13 protein-coding genes are annotated in these 20,434 nt (G+C 55.2%); 10 read left to right on the top strand and 3 right to left on the bottom strand.

Annotation, left to right across the window (positions count from 1 at the left end):
- Positions 1 to 26: 26 nt before the first annotated feature.
- On the top strand, positions 27 to 1,340 hold the full coding sequence (aptA, locus tag FE788_RS10335) for an omega-aminotransferase AptA (protein WP_138380566.1): 1,314 nt from the start codon (positions 27 to 29) through the stop codon (positions 1,338 to 1,340).
- A gap of 333 nt (positions 1,341 to 1,673) precedes the next feature.
- Here aptA and FE788_RS10330 read toward each other — a convergent pair whose 3' ends face one another.
- From FE788_RS10330 to FE788_RS10320, 3 genes are all read right to left on the bottom strand, one after another.
- A complete protein-coding gene (locus FE788_RS10330) occupies positions 1,674 to 4,004 on the bottom strand; it encodes a TonB-dependent receptor (protein WP_138380565.1) in 2,331 nt (776 codons plus the stop codon).
- Positions 4,005 to 4,078: 74 nt separating this feature from the next.
- On the bottom strand, positions 4,079 to 5,389 hold the full coding sequence (locus FE788_RS10325; RefSeq protein ID WP_138380564.1) for an NAD(P)/FAD-dependent oxidoreductase: 1,311 nt from the start codon (positions 5,387 to 5,389) through the stop codon (positions 4,079 to 4,081).
- Between the two features lie 242 nt (positions 5,390 to 5,631).
- Positions 5,632 to 6,354, bottom strand: coding sequence for a GntR family transcriptional regulator (locus tag FE788_RS10320; RefSeq protein WP_210413895.1), 723 nt, complete (start codon positions 6,352 to 6,354; stop codon positions 5,632 to 5,634).
- 382 nt (positions 6,355 to 6,736) lie between these two features.
- Here FE788_RS10320 and FE788_RS10315 point away from each other — a divergent pair, with 382 nt between their 5' ends.
- The 9 genes from FE788_RS10315 to FE788_RS10275 all read left to right on the top strand — a co-directional run bounded on the left by FE788_RS10315 (position 6,737) and on the right by FE788_RS10275 (position 20,423).
- A complete protein-coding gene (locus FE788_RS10315) occupies positions 6,737 to 7,570 on the top strand; it encodes a type 1 glutamine amidotransferase (RefSeq protein WP_210413893.1) in 834 nt (277 codons plus the stop codon).
- Between the two features lie 30 nt (positions 7,571 to 7,600).
- Positions 7,601 to 9,379, top strand: coding sequence for an amidohydrolase (locus FE788_RS10310; RefSeq protein ID WP_138380562.1), 1,779 nt, complete (start codon positions 7,601 to 7,603; stop codon positions 9,377 to 9,379).
- A gap of 516 nt (positions 9,380 to 9,895) precedes the next feature.
- Positions 9,896 to 11,257: a glutamine synthetase family protein gene (locus tag FE788_RS10305; RefSeq protein ID WP_138380561.1), complete on the top strand. Its 1,362-nt coding sequence runs from the start codon at positions 9,896 to 9,898 to the stop codon at positions 11,255 to 11,257.
- A gap of 162 nt (positions 11,258 to 11,419) precedes the next feature.
- The gene (locus FE788_RS10300; RefSeq protein ID WP_138380560.1) at positions 11,420 to 12,910 is read left to right on the top strand and encodes an aldehyde dehydrogenase; all 1,491 of its coding nucleotides are present in this window, start codon (positions 11,420 to 11,422) and stop codon (positions 12,908 to 12,910) included.
- Positions 12,911 to 12,947: 37 nt separating this feature from the next.
- Positions 12,948 to 14,321: an aminotransferase gene (locus tag FE788_RS10295; protein ID WP_138381362.1), complete on the top strand. Its 1,374-nt coding sequence runs from the start codon at positions 12,948 to 12,950 to the stop codon at positions 14,319 to 14,321.
- A gap of 186 nt (positions 14,322 to 14,507) precedes the next feature.
- Positions 14,508 to 15,353 (top strand): hypothetical protein, encoded by an 846-nt coding sequence (locus FE788_RS10290; RefSeq protein WP_138380559.1) that lies wholly within the window; start codon positions 14,508 to 14,510, stop codon positions 15,351 to 15,353.
- 194 nt (positions 15,354 to 15,547) lie between these two features.
- A complete protein-coding gene (locus FE788_RS10285) occupies positions 15,548 to 17,131 on the top strand; it encodes a hydantoinase/oxoprolinase N-terminal domain-containing protein (RefSeq protein ID WP_138380558.1) in 1,584 nt (527 codons plus the stop codon).
- 2 nt (positions 17,132 to 17,133) lie between these two features.
- Positions 17,134 to 18,219: an S-methyl thiohydantoin desulfurase family protein gene (locus FE788_RS10280; RefSeq protein WP_210413889.1), complete on the top strand. Its 1,086-nt coding sequence runs from the start codon at positions 17,134 to 17,136 to the stop codon at positions 18,217 to 18,219.
- A 59-nt stretch (positions 18,220 to 18,278) separates the two neighbouring features.
- Entirely contained in the window at positions 18,279 to 20,423 is a 2,145-nt protein-coding gene (locus tag FE788_RS10275) for a TonB-dependent receptor (protein ID WP_138380556.1), read from the top strand.
- Positions 20,424 to 20,434 lie beyond the last annotated feature (11 nt).

The following is a 20,434-nucleotide window of genomic DNA, read 5'->3' as shown; positions in this document are numbered from 1 at the left end:
ATGAAATAGTGTTTGGGATCATTAAAATGACTGGGAACAGAAACAATCTTGACGCCTATTGGATGCCGTTTACCGCCAACCGGGCCTTTAAGAAAGCTCCGCGCATCATTACGGCATCCGAAGGTATGTATTATACCGATGATCAAGGGCGGAAAATCCTGGATGGTTGTGCGGGACTGTGGTGTGTCAATGCTGGTCATGGTCGGCGCGAAATCAACGACGCCATCAAAAATCAGGTGGATGTGATGACCTATTCTCCGGCGTTTCAGGCCGGTCATCCGCTCGCTTTTGAATTTGCCGAACGGTTGAGCGATCTGTTTCCGGGCGATCTGAATAATGTCTTTTTCACCAATTCCGGCTCAGAATCCGTGGAAACGGCGCTGAAAGTCGCGCGCGCCTATTTCAAGGCCATGGGCCGGGCGGGCAAGGTCAAGCTGATCGGGCGCGAACGCGGCTATCACGGGGTTAATTTCGGGGGGCTTTCGGTGGGGGGCATTATGCCCAACCGAACGGCTTTTGCGCCGCTTCTGCCGGAAGTGGATCATTTGCCCCATACCCATGCCCTTGAGCGCAACGCCTTCAGCAAAGGGCAGCCGGATTATGGCCGGGAAAAGGCCGATGTGTTGTTGGACCTGATTGCCCTGCATGGGGCAGACACGATTGCGGCGGTGATCGTTGAACCCGTGGCGGGCTCTACGGGTGTTCTGGTACCGCCGAAGGGTTATTTGCAGCGCCTGCGGGAAATCTGCACCGCCCATGATATTCTGCTGATATTTGACGAGGTGATTACGGCCTTTGGGCGTGTGGGCGGGGGCTCAGCGGCAGAGGTTTTCGGTGTGCAGCCGGACATCATCACGACGGCCAAGGGACTGACCAATGGGGCGGTGCCTATGGGGGCGGTGATGATCAGCGACAAAATTCATGCGGCGCTGATGACGGGCCCTGAAAACATGATCGAACTGTTTCATGGCTATACCTATTCTGCGCATCCGCTGGCCTGTGCCGCCGGTTTGGCGACCCTGGACGTCTATATGGAGGATGGCCTTTTCAACCGGGCTCGGGACCTGGCGCCGATCTGGGAAAAGGCGGTACACAGCCTGTCCCGCCATGAAATCGTGAAGGATATTCGCAATTATGGCATCATGGCGGGCATCGAACTGGAGCCACGGGAAGGACAGCCGACAGCACGGGCGTTCGAAGCCTATCTGAAATGTTTTGAAAAGGGCCTGCTGATCCGCACGACGGCGGACATTATCGCCCTGTCCCCACCTTTGATTATCACGGAAACGGAAATTGAACGCCTGGCCAATATCCTGGATGAGGTATTGGCGATGGTCTAGAGAATCCCGCGAGGGGTGATCCGGCAAAGGCGCCGGATGTTTAGTGCCTCAACTGATCTGTCCGGCCCATCAGCCGGGCAGTTTTTTTGGATAAAATACAACATGTGGATCACCACGTACCTTTTCAAAATATATGGTCCAAAATTATATGGAAGAGGTCGCGATGATAGCACGGCCTCAACGTCATTGCCGCAGAGGCGGTAGTCCAACCCATAAACGCACTCCAGCCCATAAACAAGCAAAGAAGCCCCTCCCGGTTTCCGGAAGGGGCATGTTTTATTTTGGTCTGGCTTCCCGTCTTCGGAAGAAGAGGGGGCAGACGGACGAACGGGCTTATTTGCCAAACCGGTAGGTGAAATCAACCCCGAATGTCCGTGGGCGGGCAAAGCCGAAATTATGGGACGGGATCGGCAGTTCATTGAGGGATACGCCATCATAGTGGAAATCATCCAGCAGGTTTTCTGCATAAACGGAAACTTCCCACCCATTGGCGGATTCATATCCCACGCGCAGGTTCACCTCGGTCCAGCCGTCAATGGAAATGGTTTCGTCATTTTCCAGGCCGCCATAGACTTTGCTCTGATAGCGGAATTCGGCCGTGGCGAACAGTTCGTCCGAGCCCATCGGATAGTGGCCGTTGATCACCCCGGTCAGGGTCCATTCTGGGTTGTTGGTCAGCCGGTTGCCATCACAATCATCACAGATGGCATCGGCCCCTTCGACCGAGGTATCGGCCCAGGCAAAGCCCAGCAGCATGTCCACATTATCGCTGGCCAGGGCCCGCACGCTGGCCTCGATGCCGTAGCCGTCAACTTCCCCCACATTGGCGACCATCGTATTGAAGGTATCCTCGTCAAAGAAGCTGACCTGAAGGTCCTTGAATGTGTAATAATAGGTATTGACGGCAAGCTGTACTTTCCGGTCGGCCAAGTCCGCTTTCAGCCCTGCCTCATAGGACCATAGGGTTTCGGGGTCAAACGCCGCGGGTTTGGTGCCTTCGGGCACAACACCGTCTTCGTCGAGAACTTCAAAAATATCCGTGGCGCCATTCAGCGGGATATCAAGCGTGAAGGAGCCGAAGCCGCCCGCTTTATAGCCACGGGTGACACTGGCCCAGACATTCAGGTCATCAGTGACCGCATAGCGGGCGACGAAACGGGGGGTGAAGTCATCCCAGCTTTCTGAGCCGCTCACATAACCGTCCGTAATATAGCCGAAGGCAAAGAACGGCCCGAGCTGGCTTTCCACTTCATGCACGCGCAGGGAGAAATCCTTTTTGTCATAGGTGTAACGCAGGTCGAAGCTCAGTTCCAGTTTTTCGGTTACGGCATAGGTCAGATCCGCATAGGCCGCCCATCCGGTATATTCACCAATAATGTCGTTGCTTTCCACAAGCCCGTCCGGGTTGGGAATGAACTCATCAAATCCGAAATCGCCGTCCGGATCGGTCACGGCGGTGGTGCAATCGGTTTCATAAAACGCCTGGCACATGATTTCTTCGTCGGCGATCTGGGTAAACAGGGTTTTGATGTTTTCCTTATAGGCGGAAACCCCCACATACCAGGTCAGGCGTCCCGTATCCGGGGAGAGGAGGCGGAATTCCTGGCTGTAATAATCGCCTTCCTGATCCTGAAGATAATGGTTGGAGGTAAACGGCGCGCCGTCGAAATCCTCGGCATAACGATAATCATAATCCCGATATCCGGAAATGGATGTAAATGTAAGATCTCCCCATTTCCAGTCCAGCAGGGCTGTCAGGCTCAGGATATTGCCTTCGTCAATGTCTTCAAGAAAGTCTGAATCGGAATCCTCCCGGCTACCGCGCAGGGTGACCCCGAAAAAATCCAGCGTGCCATCACTGGCATCAATGGCCCGGTAAATGGTCCCGGACTGCCGACGGTCTTCGGCTTCGGCGATCAGGGTAAAGGACAGGTCTTCGCTTTCGTATCCGATGGAAACGCGGGCGGCCTTTTTATCCTGAAACTGCTGCTTGTCGGCCTCGGGGGCGAACTGGTTGGTGACATGGCCGTCTTCTTCCAGCGAATATCCGGCCATACGGATCGCCCAGTTCTGATTCAGGGGCACATTCAGCGCCGCATCCAGTTCGATGTGGCCGCGTTCGGCGATGCCGGCATGGACATAGCCTTCAACCCCTTCTGTGGTGGGTTTTTGGGTAATGATGCTGATGGCGCCGGAACTGGCGTTGCGGCCAAACAGGAATCCCTGTGGCCCCCGCAGGGCCTCAGCCCGCTCAATATCAAAAAAGCTGGTGATGGCGGAACCCGTGCGACCCTGATAGATGCCATCCTTGAAAATGCCGATAGAGGGGTCAACGGCGGACCCGAAGCTGTTGGTGGAAATGCCGCGAATATTAATGGCATCCACAAAGCTGTCCTTGGTTTGTCCGGAAAAACCCGGGGTGAAGGTGATCATATCCTTCACATCATCCAGTTTGGTTCTTTCGATAAAATTGGCATCATAAGCGGAAATGGCAATCGGAACGTCCTGAATGGATTGATCCCGTTTCTGCGCCGACACGATGATTTCCTCGATCACGGCAGTGCTTTCCTCGGCAGCCATGGCGGCGGGGGCCAGAGCGACGAAACTACAGGCCATGACTGGTACAGCCAGTCGTCTGGTCCAGGGAACGCTTGTATCATACATGAGTTTTCCTCCTCCTTTTTTAGGTATTCTCTCGCAACTATATAATTTCCAACAGGGGCCGGGTAAATTAATTTTCAGATCCTGTCGCGCAACGCATAATACATCATGCCCAACGCCAACAACGGGGTGCGCAGCATGCGGCCGCCGGGGAAGCTGTATGTGGGCAGATCAGCCATGACGTCAAACCGCTCACGGGTGCCGTTGATGGCTTCGGCGATGAGTTTGCCGCCCAGATGGGCCAGCGCCACGCCGTGACCGGAATAACCCTGGGCGTAATAGATGTGTTTCCCGAGCCGGCCAAAATGAGGCAGACGGTTTAAGGTGATGGCCAGCGTGCCGCCCCAGGCATAGTCTATTTTGACGTCCTCTAGGTTCGGATAAATCTGGAGCATGTATTTGCGCACAAACGAAGCGATGTCTTCCGGGAAGCGGGATGAATAATTCTCCCCACCGCCGAACAGCAGCCGGTGATCCGGGCTCATGCGGAAATAATTGATCACAAATTTGGAATCGGCGACCGCCACATCGTCACGGTTGATGGTGCGGGCGCGGGCCTCACCCAGCGGTTCCGTGGCAACGATGAAATTGTTGATGGGCATGATCTTGCCTGCAAGCTCCGGTACCAGTTCCCCCAGATAGCCATTGCAGGCTACAACCATCTCGGTGGCGGTGACATGCCCCTGCGGGGTTGTGAGGTGAATTTTACCTTGGGCTTCGGTATAATCCGTGACCGGGCTGCCTTCGTGAAGCTCTGCGCCTTCGGCAGCACAGGCGCGCGCCACGCCGAGAGCCAGATTCAACGGATGCAGATGCGCCGCCCCCAAATCCAGTACTCCCCCATGATAGGTGCGCATGCCAAGCATTTCGGCCACCTCATCAGCGTCCATGACGCGAGTTTTATCATAACCATAAACCTTGTTGAGATGTTCAGCCTCCCGGACATATTCTGGATAATAGCGGGCTTTGTGCGCCGTATGCAGCACACCGGACTTAAGATCACAATCTATGTTGTATTTGGCGACCAGATCTCGGACCAGCTGTTTGGATTCTTCGGCCAGGTTCCATAGCACCTTGGCCCGTTCCATGCCGACAATTTTTTCCAGACTGATCTGGTCCACGCGCTGACCGGATCCCACCTGACCGCCATTACGGCCCGAGGCGCCCCAGCCGATTTTATGGGCTTCCAGCAGGATCACGCGATACCCCTTCTGGCGCAGGTGAAGCGCCGCGGATAGCCCCGTAAATCCCCCGCCGATGACACAGACGTCACAGTCCTTGCCTTCGGTAAGGGGCGGGTAGGCATCCTGATATTTTAGGGTGGCGTGGTAATAGGAAGGCGCGTGCCGACGGTCCTGTGACAAAATAAACTTGGCGCGCTGGCTCATACAAATCTCTCCTGGCTGATGCCATAAATACACATTTCCTGTCTCTGGTCATGAGGAACGAGACAACGATAAAGGAGGGGTAAGTTTTGTGCCAAATATGTTTTGTTATGATGCGTTTTTATTCTTTTGCAAAACATTTTGTGATCACAAAAGGGGTTTGTCAAGGCGTAATTTACGGACTCATCATTTACAGGGCTTCAGAGTCGCGGGAAATGCCAGGAAGTCTTCAGGAAAAACGGGGGTTATTCCGGCCGGGCCTTGTGCCCCAGGAGTTCCTGTCCGATGCTGTCCATGCCATCATAGATGTCCAGCCGGATGGCTTCTCTGAGCGCGGTTTCGTCGCGATTTTTCAAGGCGTCCAGGGTGTTGTGGTGCTGGTCGACAATTGTGGAAGTGCCCATGCGTCCAACAACGGTGCGCATGAAAGGGCCGAATTGCAGCCACAGACTTTCCACCAGGCGCATCAGGATGGGGGCGCGAGCGGCGTGATACAGGGTAAAATGGAATTCCCAGTTTTTCAGGCTGTAGTTGTCGGCATCTCCCCGCGCCAGCGCCTCGTCCACTTCGGCGTCAATGTCCTTGAGTTGCTGGATCAGGGATTTGTCAGTATGGTCAAGGGCGCGTGCCGCCAGTTCCGGTTCCAGCAGGGTGCGGGCCTTGACGATCTCGCTGAAACGTTCCTCGGTCATGCGCGAGACCGCTACCCGCCGCGTGTTCTGCATTTCTAGGGCGCCGACGGCCACCAGACGACGCACGGCTTCCCGTACGGGCATGGGGCTGACATTCATGTCTTCGGCCAACCCGCGTATGGTCAGGGTTTTACCGGGTTTCAGGCGTCCCGTGATGATTCGGTGATACAGCGAGTCATAAACGGTTTCATAGGTGATCTGGCGATCCGGGGGGGCTGTATCCTCCGGGCGGGCGGAAGCGGATTGGGGTTTAGCAGTGGGGCTTCTTGTTGACAAGGTCGGCGGTTCCCTGTTCTGTTAAGGCCATAACTTCTTTAAGGGCTTATCATTATTTATGCGGGGGGTGAAGTGAATTTTATAGAGTTTCTGCTTGCCTTCGAAAAATATGATCACAAATATTGTTTTATATTTTTAGGGAATGTAGTGAAGTTATTTTTAGCTCTAAAGGTATATTATACATAACTATATATAAATAAATAACAATTGAGAAAAATCTTTTTGGGGAAAAGATTCCTGAGAACTTATTGTTATAATTTGTGATCATATTTATGGATTGATGTAAGGCAAAAGGGATGTTAGGCTGCGCGCTGGTGGGATAAGCCGGAATGCGGGTCAAGAGGCTGAGCCCGATAAGGGCCCGAAATGTGAGGAAAATATCGTGAAACTGCTGATTATTGAGGGGAATACGGCTGAGGCGCGACGTCAGGCGGAAGCCGCAGGGCTGCCGAGTCAGAGTGAGCTTTATGTCTCTGTACTGAAAAGTCTGCGGCCGGATGTGGCCTGTGACATCATTTGTCCGGCTGATGGGGCTGCCCCGTTGCCTGCCGGCATGGCTCTGGAAGATTATGATGGGCTGGTTTGGACGGGGTCGTCTCTGAATATTTATGACGGCACGCCGGAAATCATGCGTCAGGTGGACCTGATGCGAGAATGCCTTTCCCGTCCTGTTATGATGTTTGGCAGTTGCTGGGGGTTGCAGGTGGCGACGGTGGCCGCTGGCGGCGTAGTTCAAGCCAACGCCAAGGGGCGTGAAATCGGCATCGCCCGCAATATCCGTCTGACGGAGGCCGGCCGGGTTCATGCGTTATATCAGTATAAAGGTGGAGCCTTTGATTCTGTGGCTATTCACAAGGATCATGTCACGCGCCTGCCGGACGGGGCCGTGGTCCTGGCGGAAAATGAGATGAGTGCGGTGCAGGCAATGGAGTTGCGGCGGGGGAGCGCGGTGTTCTGGGGGGTGCAGTATCATCCCGAGTTTGACATTCCTTATATTGCGGGCCTGATGTGGCGGTATCGGGACGTGATGGTGGCGGAAGGCTTTTGTCGTGATGAGGAGGATGTGGAGCAGCTGACGGCGGATCTGCTGGCGGCAATCCGGCCCGATCGCAAGGATTTGCAATGGCGTTATGGCCTGGGGGCGGATGTTCTGGACCCGGCCTGCCGGCTCAGGGAAATTTCCAACTGGCTGGACAGCCTGGAAGTCCGTGAGTAATGAAATGATCTGGAGGGAGGGAGAGAAGTCATGAGATATGTCAAAACTGTATGGGGGCAGGCAGGACGCATGATCCGCGGGATCGGTCTGATGCTGACGTTTGGGCTATTGGTGGGCTGTGAGGCGGAAAAACCAGCGCCAGATCTGGAAAAAGCGGATCTGGTGTTCACCAATGGTCGCGTTTATACCCTGGATGAAACCCGGCCCTGGGCCGAGGCGGTGGCCATCAAGGACGACAGGATCCTTTATGTGGGGAGTATGGAGGAAAGCCGGGCCTATATGGGGGAGGCAACCCAGGTCCGGGATCTGGGCGGTAAGGTGATGATGCCGGGGTTCATTGATACCCACAGTCACCCCATTGATGGTGGTGGTTTTGTGAAGGCGTTGGCGCTGGATCCGTTTGCCTCTGTGGACGCCTGGCTTGAAGCCATTAAGGACTATGCGGCGACACATCCGGACATGCCGATTGTATTTGGATATGGTTATCTGGCGACTGCCTTTGGGGAAGGTGGCCCGACACGCCAGATGCTGGATGAGATTGTATCGGACCGCCCGGTGCTGATCATGGATGAAGGATTCCATACTGCCTGGGGTAACAGCCGCACACTGGAAAAGCTGGGTATTGGCAAGGAGACGCCGGATCCGGTGCCTGGGTTTAGTATGTACAAACGGGATGAAAATGGTCACCCCACCGGCTGGTTTCTGGAAGGCACAGCGGGGATGGCGATGGAAGATCTTAATATCATGAATGAAGAGCGGGTGAGTGAAGGGGCAGCAGAAGTGTTCCGCATTATGAATGCCTATGGGGTGACTTCGGCCTTTGACGCCGGATCGCTTGATGTGGGGGAGATGCTGCCCGATATTCTTGCCAGCCTGCAGAAGAGCGGGGCGATGACGGTACGGCTGGTGGGATCGCTGATGGTCAATCATCCGGACAAGATGGAGGGGGCGCTGGATCAGCTCGCAGCGTTGGAAGAAAAAACCAAATCCGATCTTGTGGAATTCCGGGTTCTGAAAATCATGGATGACGGTACCATAGAAGGCCGCACGGCGGGCATGTTTGAAGAATATCAAAACGATCCCGGCAATAAAGGCGCCACCGTGTTCACGGTGGATCAACTGGTTAGTCTGATGAATGCAGCGGTGGCGCGGGGATATGATGTTCATGTTCATGCCCTGGGAGAACGGGCCATTTCTGAAACGCTGGATGCCATTGAAATTGTTAAAAGAGACGCCCCCGCCGACAGCCCAAGTCGGTTTACCATCTGCCATGTGCAGGTGATTGTAGACAAGGATCTGGAACGTTTTGCCCGGCTCGGCGTCATTGCCCAAAGCACCCCCCTATGGGCCAGTTATGATGATATGGGCCGGCAGTTTGTCAGCGATGATCAGTTTCAGCGATATTTTCGGTATAACAGTCTGAAACAGGCCGGGGTGCGTCTGACCTTCGGCAGCGATTATCCGGCGTCCGGGGCCGGCACGCTGGGCATGTCACCCCTCTATAATATGGAAATTGGCCATACCCGTCAGTATGCCGGGACGCCCGATGCGCCGATTCAACCCCGGGAAAGTGAACGCCTGGATATTGCTTCGCTGATCCGGGGGTATACGCTGGATGCAGCTTATCAGCTTCATCTGGAAGATCAGATCGGGTCGATCGAAGTGGGGAAAAAGGCGGACCTGGTGGTGCTGGGACAGAATCCCTTTGACGTGAATGCCTATGACATTCACCGTATTCCAGTACTGCTGACCATGATGGGTGGCAAGGTGGTTTACGAAAAACCGGAGCAGAATAAGAAATACAAGTGATCACAAATGGCTTTAGTCGGGGGCAAAATGGTGAAAAGGTTTAGCGTCCCCCAAGGTCTTCTGTCTCCCCAGGGCCTTCTATATGTCTAGGGTCATGGCAATTAGTTTGAGATAAATAGGTGTGTTTGCGAATTGATGATTGTGTCATCGCGCCCCCTGAAAAGGGGGTGGTAATCTATAGTTTTGATCCATAACCTGTTGTCTTGAAAGGAAAGAGGTAAAGAAAGGTGAAGTGCTTCCCGCCCCGGAGAAATTTGGTGCTATTGGCACTGACAAGTCCATCTCCATAGAATTCAGTCCAGAATACAAGAGTCGGAGGGGAGCGTGTTTTCCACGTTTCGGAGTGTCTTTTCTTTGTCCAAAGATTTATTTACATTTTGTGATCACATTTTTCTGGAAAGTTCCCTGGAAATCGGGCATACTCGGTAAACAATTGAGTTTTGCGTCTTTGAAGCGGAGAAACGTGATAGGGTTGATCTTCTTCAGCAAGCTCTAAAAAAACATAACAGGTGAGTCATGAGTGACGAAAAACAGTTGCAGGAAATCGAAAAATGGCTGGTGGAACGGGACGTCGATGATCTGGAGGTGATGATTTGCGATCATGCCGGAATAAGTCGCGGCAAATCCATGCCGCGGGACAAGTTTCTGGATGGCATACGCTCCCGTTCTCACCGGGTACCGGACAGCCTGTTTGCCATGACGGTGGATGGGGACTTTATCCGCAACGATCATCTGACGGCGCTGGAAAAGGATCTGATCATGGTGCCGGATTTCAGCACTCTGGTGATGGTGCCCTGGCAGACATCGCCCACGGCGTCGGTGATTTGTGACGTGGTGCATGAAAATGGCACGCCGGCCAGCTACTCTCCCCGGCAGGTGCTGCGCCGGGTATTGGAACTTTATGCGGATAATGGATGGAAGCCCATTGTCGCGCCGGAGTTTGAATTTTACCTTCTGGCCAAGCAAGATGTGGCGGAAAGCCCGCCTCTGCCGCCGCGCGGGCGCTCTGGCAAGGTGGACCGTTCCCAGGAAGCCTATTCCATTGATGCCGTGGATGAGTTTGGGGACCTGTTTGACAAGATTTATGATTATTGTGAAATTCAAAATGTCCAGGTGGATACTTTGATCCATGAAGCAGGGCCAGGCCAGTTCGAGTTCAACGTCCTGCATGGAGAGGCGCTGAATGTTGCCGATCAATCCTTTTATTTCAAACGCATCGTCAAACAATGCGCCATTCGCTACGATCTGTTTGCCAGTTTTATGGCGAAACCCTATCCGGAAGATTACGGCAGCGCCATGCATATTCACCAAAGCGTGGTGGATATGAAAACGGGAGAAAACATTTTTGCCGATGAGGCCGGCAAGGATACGCCTCTGTTCCTGTATCATATTGGCGGCATGCAGAAATATCTGCCGGCCGTGATGCCCATATTGGCGCCTTATGTAAATTCTTACCTTCGTATCGGAAGTGGCTGGAGTGCGCCGACCAATACCCACTGGGGCCGGGAAAACCGGTCGGTGGGCCTGCGAGTGCCTTTTGGCGGCCGGGCGGCGCGCCGGGTTGAAAACCGTATTGCGGGATCGGACGTGAATATATATCTGGCCCTGGCCGCAACGCTGTTGTGTGGTTATCTGGGCATGGTCGAAAAAATCGACCCAAGTCCGTCCATGGATGAGCCGGCCTATGATCTGGACAGCAACAAATTGCCGGATCATATTCTGTCGGCGCTGGCGGAATTTGAGAGCTGTCAGCCAATCAGGGATCTTTTGGGAGATGCGTTTGTGGATGTATATGCGGACATCAAACGCCAGGAATATGACGCTAATGTAGGCGTTTTGTCCCCTTGGGACAGTAAATATCTGCTGTTTAACGTTTAGGGGAGACCTTAATTTTTACAACCGTCAGGCACCGGAACGATGAGAGGTAAGCCTGCCTTGGGCGGGCTTCCCAGGGTGAGACTGTTTCCCGGACCAGACTGTTTTCCGGACAGAATGTTTTTGGGCCTGAAGAGGAAAGATATAAAGATATGGAGCAATATCATGACAACGCGTGAGTATTGGGTGGAAAAGGCGGCCGGACTGAACTTTCGCCGTCAGGCATTTATCAATGGGCGTTTTGTGGATGCCCTGTCCGGCAAAAAGTTCGAAAATATCAATCCGGCCACGGCCAAGGTGTTGACGCAGGTGGCGGAATGTGACGAGGCCGACGTCAACGAGGCGGTCAAAGCCGCTCGGGCGGCTTTCGAGGCGGGGCACTGGGCAAGCATGCACCCGGCCAAACGCGGCCGCATCCTGATGAAACTGGCGGATCTGGTTCGGGAGAACCGGGAAGAGCTGGCCCTTCTTGAAACGTTGGATATGGGTAAGCCCATTTCCGACGCCATGGCCATTGATATTCCGGGCTGCGCGCGGTGTTTGCACTGGTACGGCGAAGCCGCCGACAAGCTGATGGACGAAATTGCCCCTACGGATCCATCCGCGCTGGCGATGGTGACCCGTGAACCTTTGGGCGTAATCGGCATTGTGGTGCCTTGGAACTTTCCATTGCTGATGGCCTGCTGGAAGATCGGCCCGGCGCTCGCGGCCGGCAACAGCATCGTGATCAAACCGGCGGAACAGTCCCCGCTGTCTGTGTTGCGGCTGGCGGAATTGGCGCAGGAGGCGGGCGTGCCGGACGGCGTGTTCAATGTGGTGCCGGGCTTTGGGGAAACGGCCGGCCGCGCCCTTGGCCTGCATATGGATGTGGACATGATTGCCTTTACCGGCTCCACTGAAGTGGGCAAATATTTTATGCAATATGCCGGTCAGTCCAACCTGAAACGGGTGTCCCTGGAATGCGGCGGCAAGTCCCCGCATATTGTCATGGGTGACTGTCCCGACCTGGATGCGGCGGCCTCTGCGGCGGCGGGGGCGATCTTTTTCAATCAGGGAGAGGTCTGTACCGCTGGATCGCGGTTGCTTCTGGATAGGGCCATCAAAGACGAATTTATGGACAAATTGATGACGGCCGCCGGAAAACAGGTGGTAGGTGATCCGCTGGATCCTGCCACAACTCTGGGCGCCCTGGTCGAGGAGAAACACCTTGAGCGGGTTTTGGGCTATATCGACAGGGCCCGGGAGGAAGGTGCGGAGTTGAAACTGGGCGGCACGCGCCCGGCGGACAGGGAAGGGTATTTTGTGGATCCTACCATTTTTGACAATGTCACCCCGGACATGACCGTGGCGCGCGAAGAAATTTTTGGTCCGGTGCTGTCCGTTATGACTTTCGAAGGGGAAGAAGAGGCTGTGAGAATCGCCAATGATACCATCTATGGTTTGGCGGCGGGGATCTGGTGCCGGGATATTTCCCGGGCGCATCGCATGGCCCGCGCTGTGCGGGCGGGGACGGTTTGGGTCAATTGCTGGGACCCGACGGGGGACATGACCATCCCCTTTGGCGGCTTCAAGCAGTCCGGTTTTGGCCGGGATAAGTCTTTGCATGCTCTGGAAAAATATACGGACCTGAAAACCACCTGGGTGCAGTTGTCCTGAACTATAAGGTTGTGAGGTAAATGTGATGAACATGATGATACGCAATACAACGGCGGAATGGCAGAAACTGGACCGGGAGCATCACCTGCACCCCTTTACCGACCCCAAGGCGCTGAACAGTAAAGGCACCCGGGTAATTACCCACGGCGAAGGGGTCTATATCTATGATTCCGAAGGCAACAAAATTCTGGATGGCATGGCCGGACTGTGGTGTGTCAATGTGGGATATGGCCGCAGCGAGCTTATCGAGGCGGTGCATGAGCAGATGAAGGAGCTGCCGTATTACAACAGCTTTTTCCAGACTTCCCACCCCCCGCAGATTGAACTGGCGACCCTCTTGGCAGAGGTCACACCGGACGGGTTTAATCATTTCTTTTTTGCGGGATCCGGTTCCGAAGCCAATGATACGATTGTGCGCCTCGCCCGACATTACTGGGCTGTAAAAGGACAACCCGGCAAACGGACCTTCATCAGCCGGCTGAACGCCTATCATGGCAGCACCCTTGTAGGCACCAGCCTGGGTGGTATGAAATACATGCACAATATGGGCGGCGAGGGGGGGTCCCTTCTGCCGGGCTTTGAACATATTGGCCAGCCTTACTGGTATGCCGAAGGTGGCGGGATGAGCCCGGAGGAGTTCGGCCTCCAGCGGGCGCGGGAGCTGGAAGACAAGATTCTGGAACTTGGCGCGGAAAATGTTGCGGCCTTTATTGGTGAGCCCATTCAGGGGGCGGGTGGCGTGATCGTACCCCCAGACAGCTACTGGCCGGAAATTCAGCGCATCTGCCGCAAATACGACATTTTGCTGGTGGCTGATGAAGTGATTTGCGGTTTTGGCCGCACCGGCAACTGGTTCGGGTCGGAAACCTTTGACATCAAACCCGATCTGATGACCATGGCCAAGGGCATGTCGTCGGGTTATATCCCGATTTCCGCCGTCGGAATCCATGACCGCGTGGCCGAGGTGCTGATTGAAGGCGGGGACATCAATCATGGGTATACCTATTCTGGGCATCCGGCTGCTTGTGCGGCGGCGTTGGCCAGCATCCGCTATACGCAGGAGCATGACCTGGTGCACCAGGTGCGCGAGGAAACGGGCCCTTATTTTCAGGCGGCGCTTCACCACCTGGCAGAGACACACCCGATTGTGGGCGAAGCCCGCGGGCGGGGGCTGATGGGGGCTTTGCAACTGGTCAAGGACAAGGAAAGCCGAACCATTTTCAGCGGCGAGGAAGACGCCGGGACCGTGTGCCGGGATTATTGTTTCCGCAATAATCTGATCATGCGGGCGGTGGATCAGAGCATGATTGCCAGTCCGCCGTTGGTGATTACCAAAAGCGAGATTGACGAACTGATCGAAAAGGCGCGTTTGTGCCTGGATCTCACGGCAAAGGATTTCGGGTTGATGTGAGGATAAGGGGAGGAAAGGCAACTTTCCTCCCCTTATCTTTCCTCCCCTTATCTTTCAGGCCCTTATCTTTCAGGCCCTTTGTCTTTGCAGGGAAAGCGGATAAAAGGAAAAAGCAGAGAAAGCGGATAAGGCCGTCCTTAAAATCATATGCTGGGGTGATAAGATTGAAAAAACAAGGGAGTGCAGATGAACGTCATGTCTGAGCCGTCTGTCCTGAAAGCCAGATTGTATATGTTGTTCAAATATGCCATCTATCTTTCCTTGCTGGGCAATGTTTATTTTTTCTTTAGGGAAGACCTGGAAACGTCCCGGCATCTGTTTGGGGAGGAAGTCGGGCTGGGACAGCTGATCAGCGCTTTTGCACAATTTATAGATACCTTTTTCTGGTTTGTGCTGCTGATGATGTTTGAGCTGGAAACCTTTGTGATCCCGGATCGAGTGCTGAAAAAGGCGGTGGTAAAGGGCAGCCTGATGGCTGTACGGTTCCTGTGTTACGGGTTTATTGTCTATGCCTTTTACGGCTATATCACCAAATTGTTGATGAGCCTGAATGTCACGCCTCTGGGAAGCGTGGAGCCGTGTAGCCTGGTACATGCAGGTTATTCGATCCTGTTGAATATGGACGATTATCTGCCGCTGACAATGGAGACCTGCCGGCAACTGACGGCCCCGTTCTACCAGGTGGGGGACCAGCTGGTGATTACCGATCATGCCAAACTCATGGACACTCGGGGCCTTGCGGTGGTCGATGTGCTGAATGCCGGGGCCTGGATTGGTGTTGTGGTGATCTTGGAAGTGGATGTCTGGCTACAGCTGAAGGGCATGTATGAGGGAATGGTGCTGAGAGTCAGCACCATTTTCAAGGTTGTGGTCTATGGTATCCTGTTGATGGCGGCAATCTACTGGGGTTTTCTCGGGGATTTCCTGGATTTCTGGGATGCTTTCCTGTGGATCATGGCGTTCGTCTTTATCGAAATGAATCTGTTCAAATGGCACGAACATACCTCCCATCCTGAAACGGTTTCGACCTAATTCGAAAGGAGGTTGGGGCCTCAGAATTTTCAAAACCTACCGATTTTAGTAGGGTGCCTTCGCGGCACCCTGTTTTTTGTGACCTACCGGAATAACCACCAAACCTACCGGTGAGCGGCATTGAGAACAGGACGGTTTTCTTCCAAAAAAAAGAAACGGCAACAAAAAAAGTCATCAGAAGGGAAAACCGTTTTATGCGTATCGGCGTAGATGTAGGAGGCACAAACACGGATGCGGTGCTGATTGACGGCAAGGACGTCAAGGCCTGGACCAAAATGTCCACCACCCCGGATGTAGGCAGCGGCATCAAGATGGCCATTCGTCAGGTGCTCAGTGAGTCCGGGGTTGATCCGCAAAGTTTGAGCGGCGTGATGATCGGCACCACCCATTTCACCAATGCCTTTGTGGAACGGCGCGGCCTTCTGCCGGTCGGGGTGCTGCGGATCGGTCTGCCGGCCGGGCGGGCGCTGCCGCCGATGATTGACTGGCCGGCGGATATTGCCGAAGCGGTTGGCGGCCATGTGCATTTTGTGGGCGGTGGGTATCAGTTTGACGGCCGCATGTATGCGCCGCTGGATGAGGCGGCCGTCGCGGCTGCGGCCCGAAATTTTAAAAGCAAAGGCATCCAGACCGTGGCCGTGACCGGGGTGTTTTCGTCGGTCAAAAGTGACATGGAGGAACGGGCGGCGGAAATCTTGCAGGAGGAAATGGGGGAGGTGAACCTGACCCTGTCGCACACCATCGGTCGGCTGGGCATATTGGAGCGGGAAAATGCCGCCATCATGAATGCGTCGCTGGCGGACATGGCGCGCCATGTGGTCGGCGCGTTCCAGACCGCGCTTAAGGACCTGAATATTACGGCGCCCTTTTATATCAGCCAGAATGACGGCACCCTGATGAGCGCTGAATTTGTGGAAAAATATCCTGTCCTGACCTTTGCCTCGGGCCCCACCAACAGCATGCGCGGGGCGGCCTTCCTGTCGGGACTGGAAGACGCCATTGTGGCGGACATCGGCGGCACGACCACCGATATCGGGGTGCTGAATAAGGGGTTCCCCCGGGAATCTTCGGTCACCGTGGATATTGGCGGGGTGCGGACCAATTTCCGTATGCCGGATATTCTGGCACTGGGCCTGGGCGGCGGCAGCCTGGTGCAGAATAAAAACGGACAGGTGATCATCGGTCCCCGCTCGGTGGGCTATCGTCTGACAGAACAAGCGATGGTTTTCGGAGGGGGAACCCTGACCACCAGCGACATCGCCGTTGCGGCGGGCTATGCGGAAATGGGCGACAAAACCCGCGTGGCGGACCTTTCCCCGGCTTTGGTCGAAACTGCTGTGCAGAAAATCCATGACATGATTGCCGAGGGGCTGGATCGCATGAAAACCAGTGGCGATCCCGTGCCCTTGATCCTGGTGGGTGGGGGCGCGGTTCTGGTCGATCGGGACATTGCCGGAGCCAGTGAGGTGATCATCCCCGATTATGCCGGGGTCGCCAATGCCATCGGCGCTTCCATTGCCCAGATTGGCGGCGAGATCGACAAGGTCTTCAGCTATGAAGAGGTGGGCCGGGAGACCGCTCTTGCGCAAGCCAAGGCAGAGGCCACCCGGCAGGCGGTGGCCGCCGGAGCCGAAGAAAACAGTGTCACCATTCTGGATGTGGAGGAGGTTCCGTTGGCCTATGTACCAGGCGGGGCGGTCAGGGTACGGGTGAAAGCCGCGGGTGATCTGTCCCTGATCGGCGGGTCTGCACAGGACAGCGAGAAGCAGGGAGTATGATCATGAAAATTCATCTGGAAGATCTGGAAGATATTGCCACGGGGGCCGCGTTTCTGGGTGCTGGCGGCGGCGGCGATCCGTTAATTGGAAAACTTCTGGCCCAAAATGCCATCTGGGAATTCGGAGCGCCTGAGATTCTGCCGGTGGAAGAATTGGACGACGATATGGCGGTATCCACGGCTGCCATGCTGGGCTCGCCGCCGGTGATCCTGGAAAAAGGGGCTTGCGGCGATGACATTGATCTGGCCATCCGCAAGCTTGATGAATATCTGGGCCGCAAGACCGAGGCCATCTTGCCCGCGGAAATGGGTGGGATCAATTCCATGCTGCCGATCATGGCTGCGGCCCGGCTGGGGCTGCCGATCATTGATGCGGACGGCATGGGCCGGGCCTTCCCGGAACTGGACATGGTGACCTTTAACATTTACGGCATTTCCGCCACGCCAATGGTGATGACCGACGAACATCTGAATGCGGTCATCCTGGAGACGGGAAGTTGTAAAAAGGCGGAGGAATTTGCGCGCGTCATTGCCACACAGATGGGCGCCAGCGCCATGACCTCGCCTTATCCCATGACCGGCGCGGATGTCAAACGTGCCGCGGTGCGGGGCACGCTCAGCCTGGCGCTGGGCATCGGTCGCGCCATCCGGGAAGGCCGCACGGGGGGCGATCCTGTCGAATATCTTCTAACCTATCTCAGAAGCACCCCCTATTACAACAAATGCAAGGTGATTTTTGACGGCAAGGTGGTGGATATGCGCCGGGAGATTACCCGGGGCTGGTCCATTGGCCATTGTCTGCTGGAAGCACTGGACGGGTCCGGGCGGCAATTGGAAGTGATTTTCCAGAATGAGCATCTGGTGGCCCGGGAAGAGGGGGTGACCAAGGCGATTGTGCCGGATCTGATCTGTACCGTGGACCGGGAAACCGCGGAACCGGTGCCGGCGGAACAATTGCGGTTCGGCCAGCGGCTCAAGGTGTTGGGGGTTTCCGCGGCGCCGATCATGCGTACGCCGGAATCACTGGCGGTCATGGGGCCGCGGGCTTTTGGCCTTGATGAGGATTTTGTTCCCATCGAACGACTATGACTTATGAAAATGCGACTTTGTCAAAACGATAATTTCAGGATAAGCAAGGGAGAAACAAAATGAAAAAACCTTTCAGACAGGGTGTGCTGACCACTGCGGCACTGGCTTTATGGCTGCCCTCGAGTCCGGTAATGGCCGAAGAAGGACTAGCCGGGGAAAATGAAGAAAGCATCGTGCTGGACGAAATCGTCGTGACCTCTCGGAAACGGGAAGAAAGCCTTCAGGACGTGCCGGATTCCGTGACCGCCTTCAACGCCGTGGCCATTGAAAATGCCGGCATTGACGACGTGCAGGATTTTGTGGATCTCACCCCCAATATCATCATGCGGGAAACCTTCCGGGCCGGGGTGACTTTTATCACCATTCGCGGCATTACCACCGGACAGCAGGGGTGGGCGCCGGTGACCTATGTGGTAGACGGGGTGCAGGCCGGCTCGCTGGATGCCATTAACCAGGGGGCGCTTACCGATATTGAGCGTATCGAGGTGCTGAAAGGCCCCCAAGGTGCACTTTATGGTGCAGGCGCCATTGCCGGGGCCATCAATGTGGTGACCAAAAAACCCACCAACGACATGGAATATGCCGGCAAGGCGTCCTTTGGCAATGGCAACGACCTGAAACTGTCGGCGGCGGTGTCCGGGCCGATGGTGCAGGATAAGCTGTTGTTCCGGCTGAATGGCTATTACCGTAATACGGATGGCATCCTGGAGTCCACCGATGGAGAGGGACTGGATTTTGAGGAACAGGCGACCATCCGTGGCCGTCTGATCGCGGATTTCGAAAATCTTGTGTTTGATCTGCGGGCGTCTTATTCCGATATCGAAGCCGGGGCCGCGACCCAGGAACTGGTGACCAGCGCTGACCTGATTGACGCGTTTGACACGCCTGCTGCGCCGGGGCCGGCCCGGGGCATCATCGGCAAAGAAAACCGTCAGTTTGTGGAACTGTCTGCCAAGATCGACTGGGACACGGACTATGGTACTTTTACTTCCGTTACCGGGTATAGCGATATCGACCAGGACCTGTTCGGCAGTGTGTCCTGGCAGAAACCACCGGCCATCAGCCTGCTGGGTCCGGTGGGCGGACCGGCTGATCCGTTCACAGACGCGTTTCAGGATCTGGCTGACAATATCGAAACCTTCACCCAGGATGTGCGTTTTACCTCACGTTCGGACGGGCGGTTCCGGTGGCTGGTGGGGGCATCTTATCTGGATCGGGAAGTGGTCAACTTTTTGAGCATCGGCGGTTTGTTGAGCGGTCTGGAAAAGGTTGAGGAAAATATGCTGCGTCTGGTGGAACAGGCGGATCTGCGCAAGGACAGCATGTGGGGCATTTACGGCCAGGCCAACTATGACATTACCGACCGTCTGGAGCTGACCCTGGCGTTGCGTTATGACGAAAACGACTATGAAACCACCCAGTTCACGGGGCTGGATCTGGAAACCGTGGTGCCGACACCGGACGGCGTTGAGACCCAGACAGCCAATGACAGCAAATGGCAGCCCAAGGTGCAGCTCTCCTATGACTGGTCAGACAATTTCATGACCTATGTGACCTATGCCGAAGGGTTCCGGTCGGGATTCTTCAACACCGGCAACCTGACGGCGCCCGAAAGCACCCAGAATTATGAGATTGGGTTCAAGTCAACCTTGGCGGGGGGGCGGATGCGCCTCAACGGGGCGGCGTTCCATATTGATTATTCCGACCAGCAACTGACTTCTGTCATTGGTGAGGCGCCGTTCCGGCTGACCACCAATATTCCGGAATCCAATATTGACGGGCTGGAACTGGAAATGACCGCGCTGGTGACCGAGGCGTTGGAGGTCTCCGGCGGACTTGGCGTCACGGATGCGAAAACCGTAGAAGGGGATAAAAGTCCGGCCACCCCGGAATATACCCTGAATCTGTCGGTAAGTTACACCCAGCCGATCACCGATGTTTGGGAAGCTTATGCCCGTGTGGACTACCGTCATCAGGGCACCTTCCTGATTGTGGACGGCACCGGTACGGCCTTTGAAGTGGGCGAAAAGGATTATGTCAATGCCCGGCTGATGTTCCGCAACGACACCTGGTCCATTGGCGGCTTTGTGAATAATCTGTTTGACGAACGCCAGGCTAATGACTTCGGGTTTATCGGCATCGGATTTGTCCGGTCCAACAATCTGCCGCGTTCTTACGGCATTGAAGCCTCAGTGCGTTTCTGACCATACCAGGA

Origin of the sequence: Luteithermobacter gelatinilyticus (assembly GCF_005849285.1) — a bacterium.
GTDB classification, from domain to species: Bacteria; Pseudomonadota; Alphaproteobacteria; order Sphingomonadales; family Emcibacteraceae; genus Luteithermobacter; species Luteithermobacter gelatinilyticus.
Note: the sequence above shows the minus strand (reverse complement) of the source record. Positions and strands in the feature narration are given on the sequence as shown.

Bases quoted from the DNA above. Each gene is read 5' to 3' on its own strand.
- aptA (WP_138380566.1), top strand. From the start codon at position 27: ATGACTGGGAACAGAAACAATCTTGACGCCTATTGGATGCCGTTTACC.
- FE788_RS10330 (WP_138380565.1), bottom strand. From the start codon at position 4,004: ATGTATGATACAAGCGTTCCCTGGACCAGACGACTGGCTGTACCAGTC.
- FE788_RS10325 (WP_138380564.1), bottom strand. From the start codon at position 5,389: ATGAGCCAGCGCGCCAAGTTTATTTTGTCACAGGACCGTCGGCACGCG.
- FE788_RS10310 (WP_138380562.1), top strand. From the start codon at position 7,601: ATGAGATATGTCAAAACTGTATGGGGGCAGGCAGGACGCATGATCCGC.
- FE788_RS10305 (WP_138380561.1), top strand. From the start codon at position 9,896: ATGAGTGACGAAAAACAGTTGCAGGAAATCGAAAAATGGCTGGTGGAA.
- FE788_RS10300 (WP_138380560.1), top strand. From the start codon at position 11,420: ATGACAACGCGTGAGTATTGGGTGGAAAAGGCGGCCGGACTGAACTTT.
- FE788_RS10290 (WP_138380559.1), top strand. From the start codon at position 14,508: ATGAACGTCATGTCTGAGCCGTCTGTCCTGAAAGCCAGATTGTATATG.
- FE788_RS10285 (WP_138380558.1), top strand. From the start codon at position 15,548: ATGCGTATCGGCGTAGATGTAGGAGGCACAAACACGGATGCGGTGCTG.
- FE788_RS10280 (WP_210413889.1), top strand. From the start codon at position 17,134: ATGAAAATTCATCTGGAAGATCTGGAAGATATTGCCACGGGGGCCGCG.
- FE788_RS10275 (WP_138380556.1), top strand. From the start codon at position 18,279: ATGAAAAAACCTTTCAGACAGGGTGTGCTGACCACTGCGGCACTGGCT.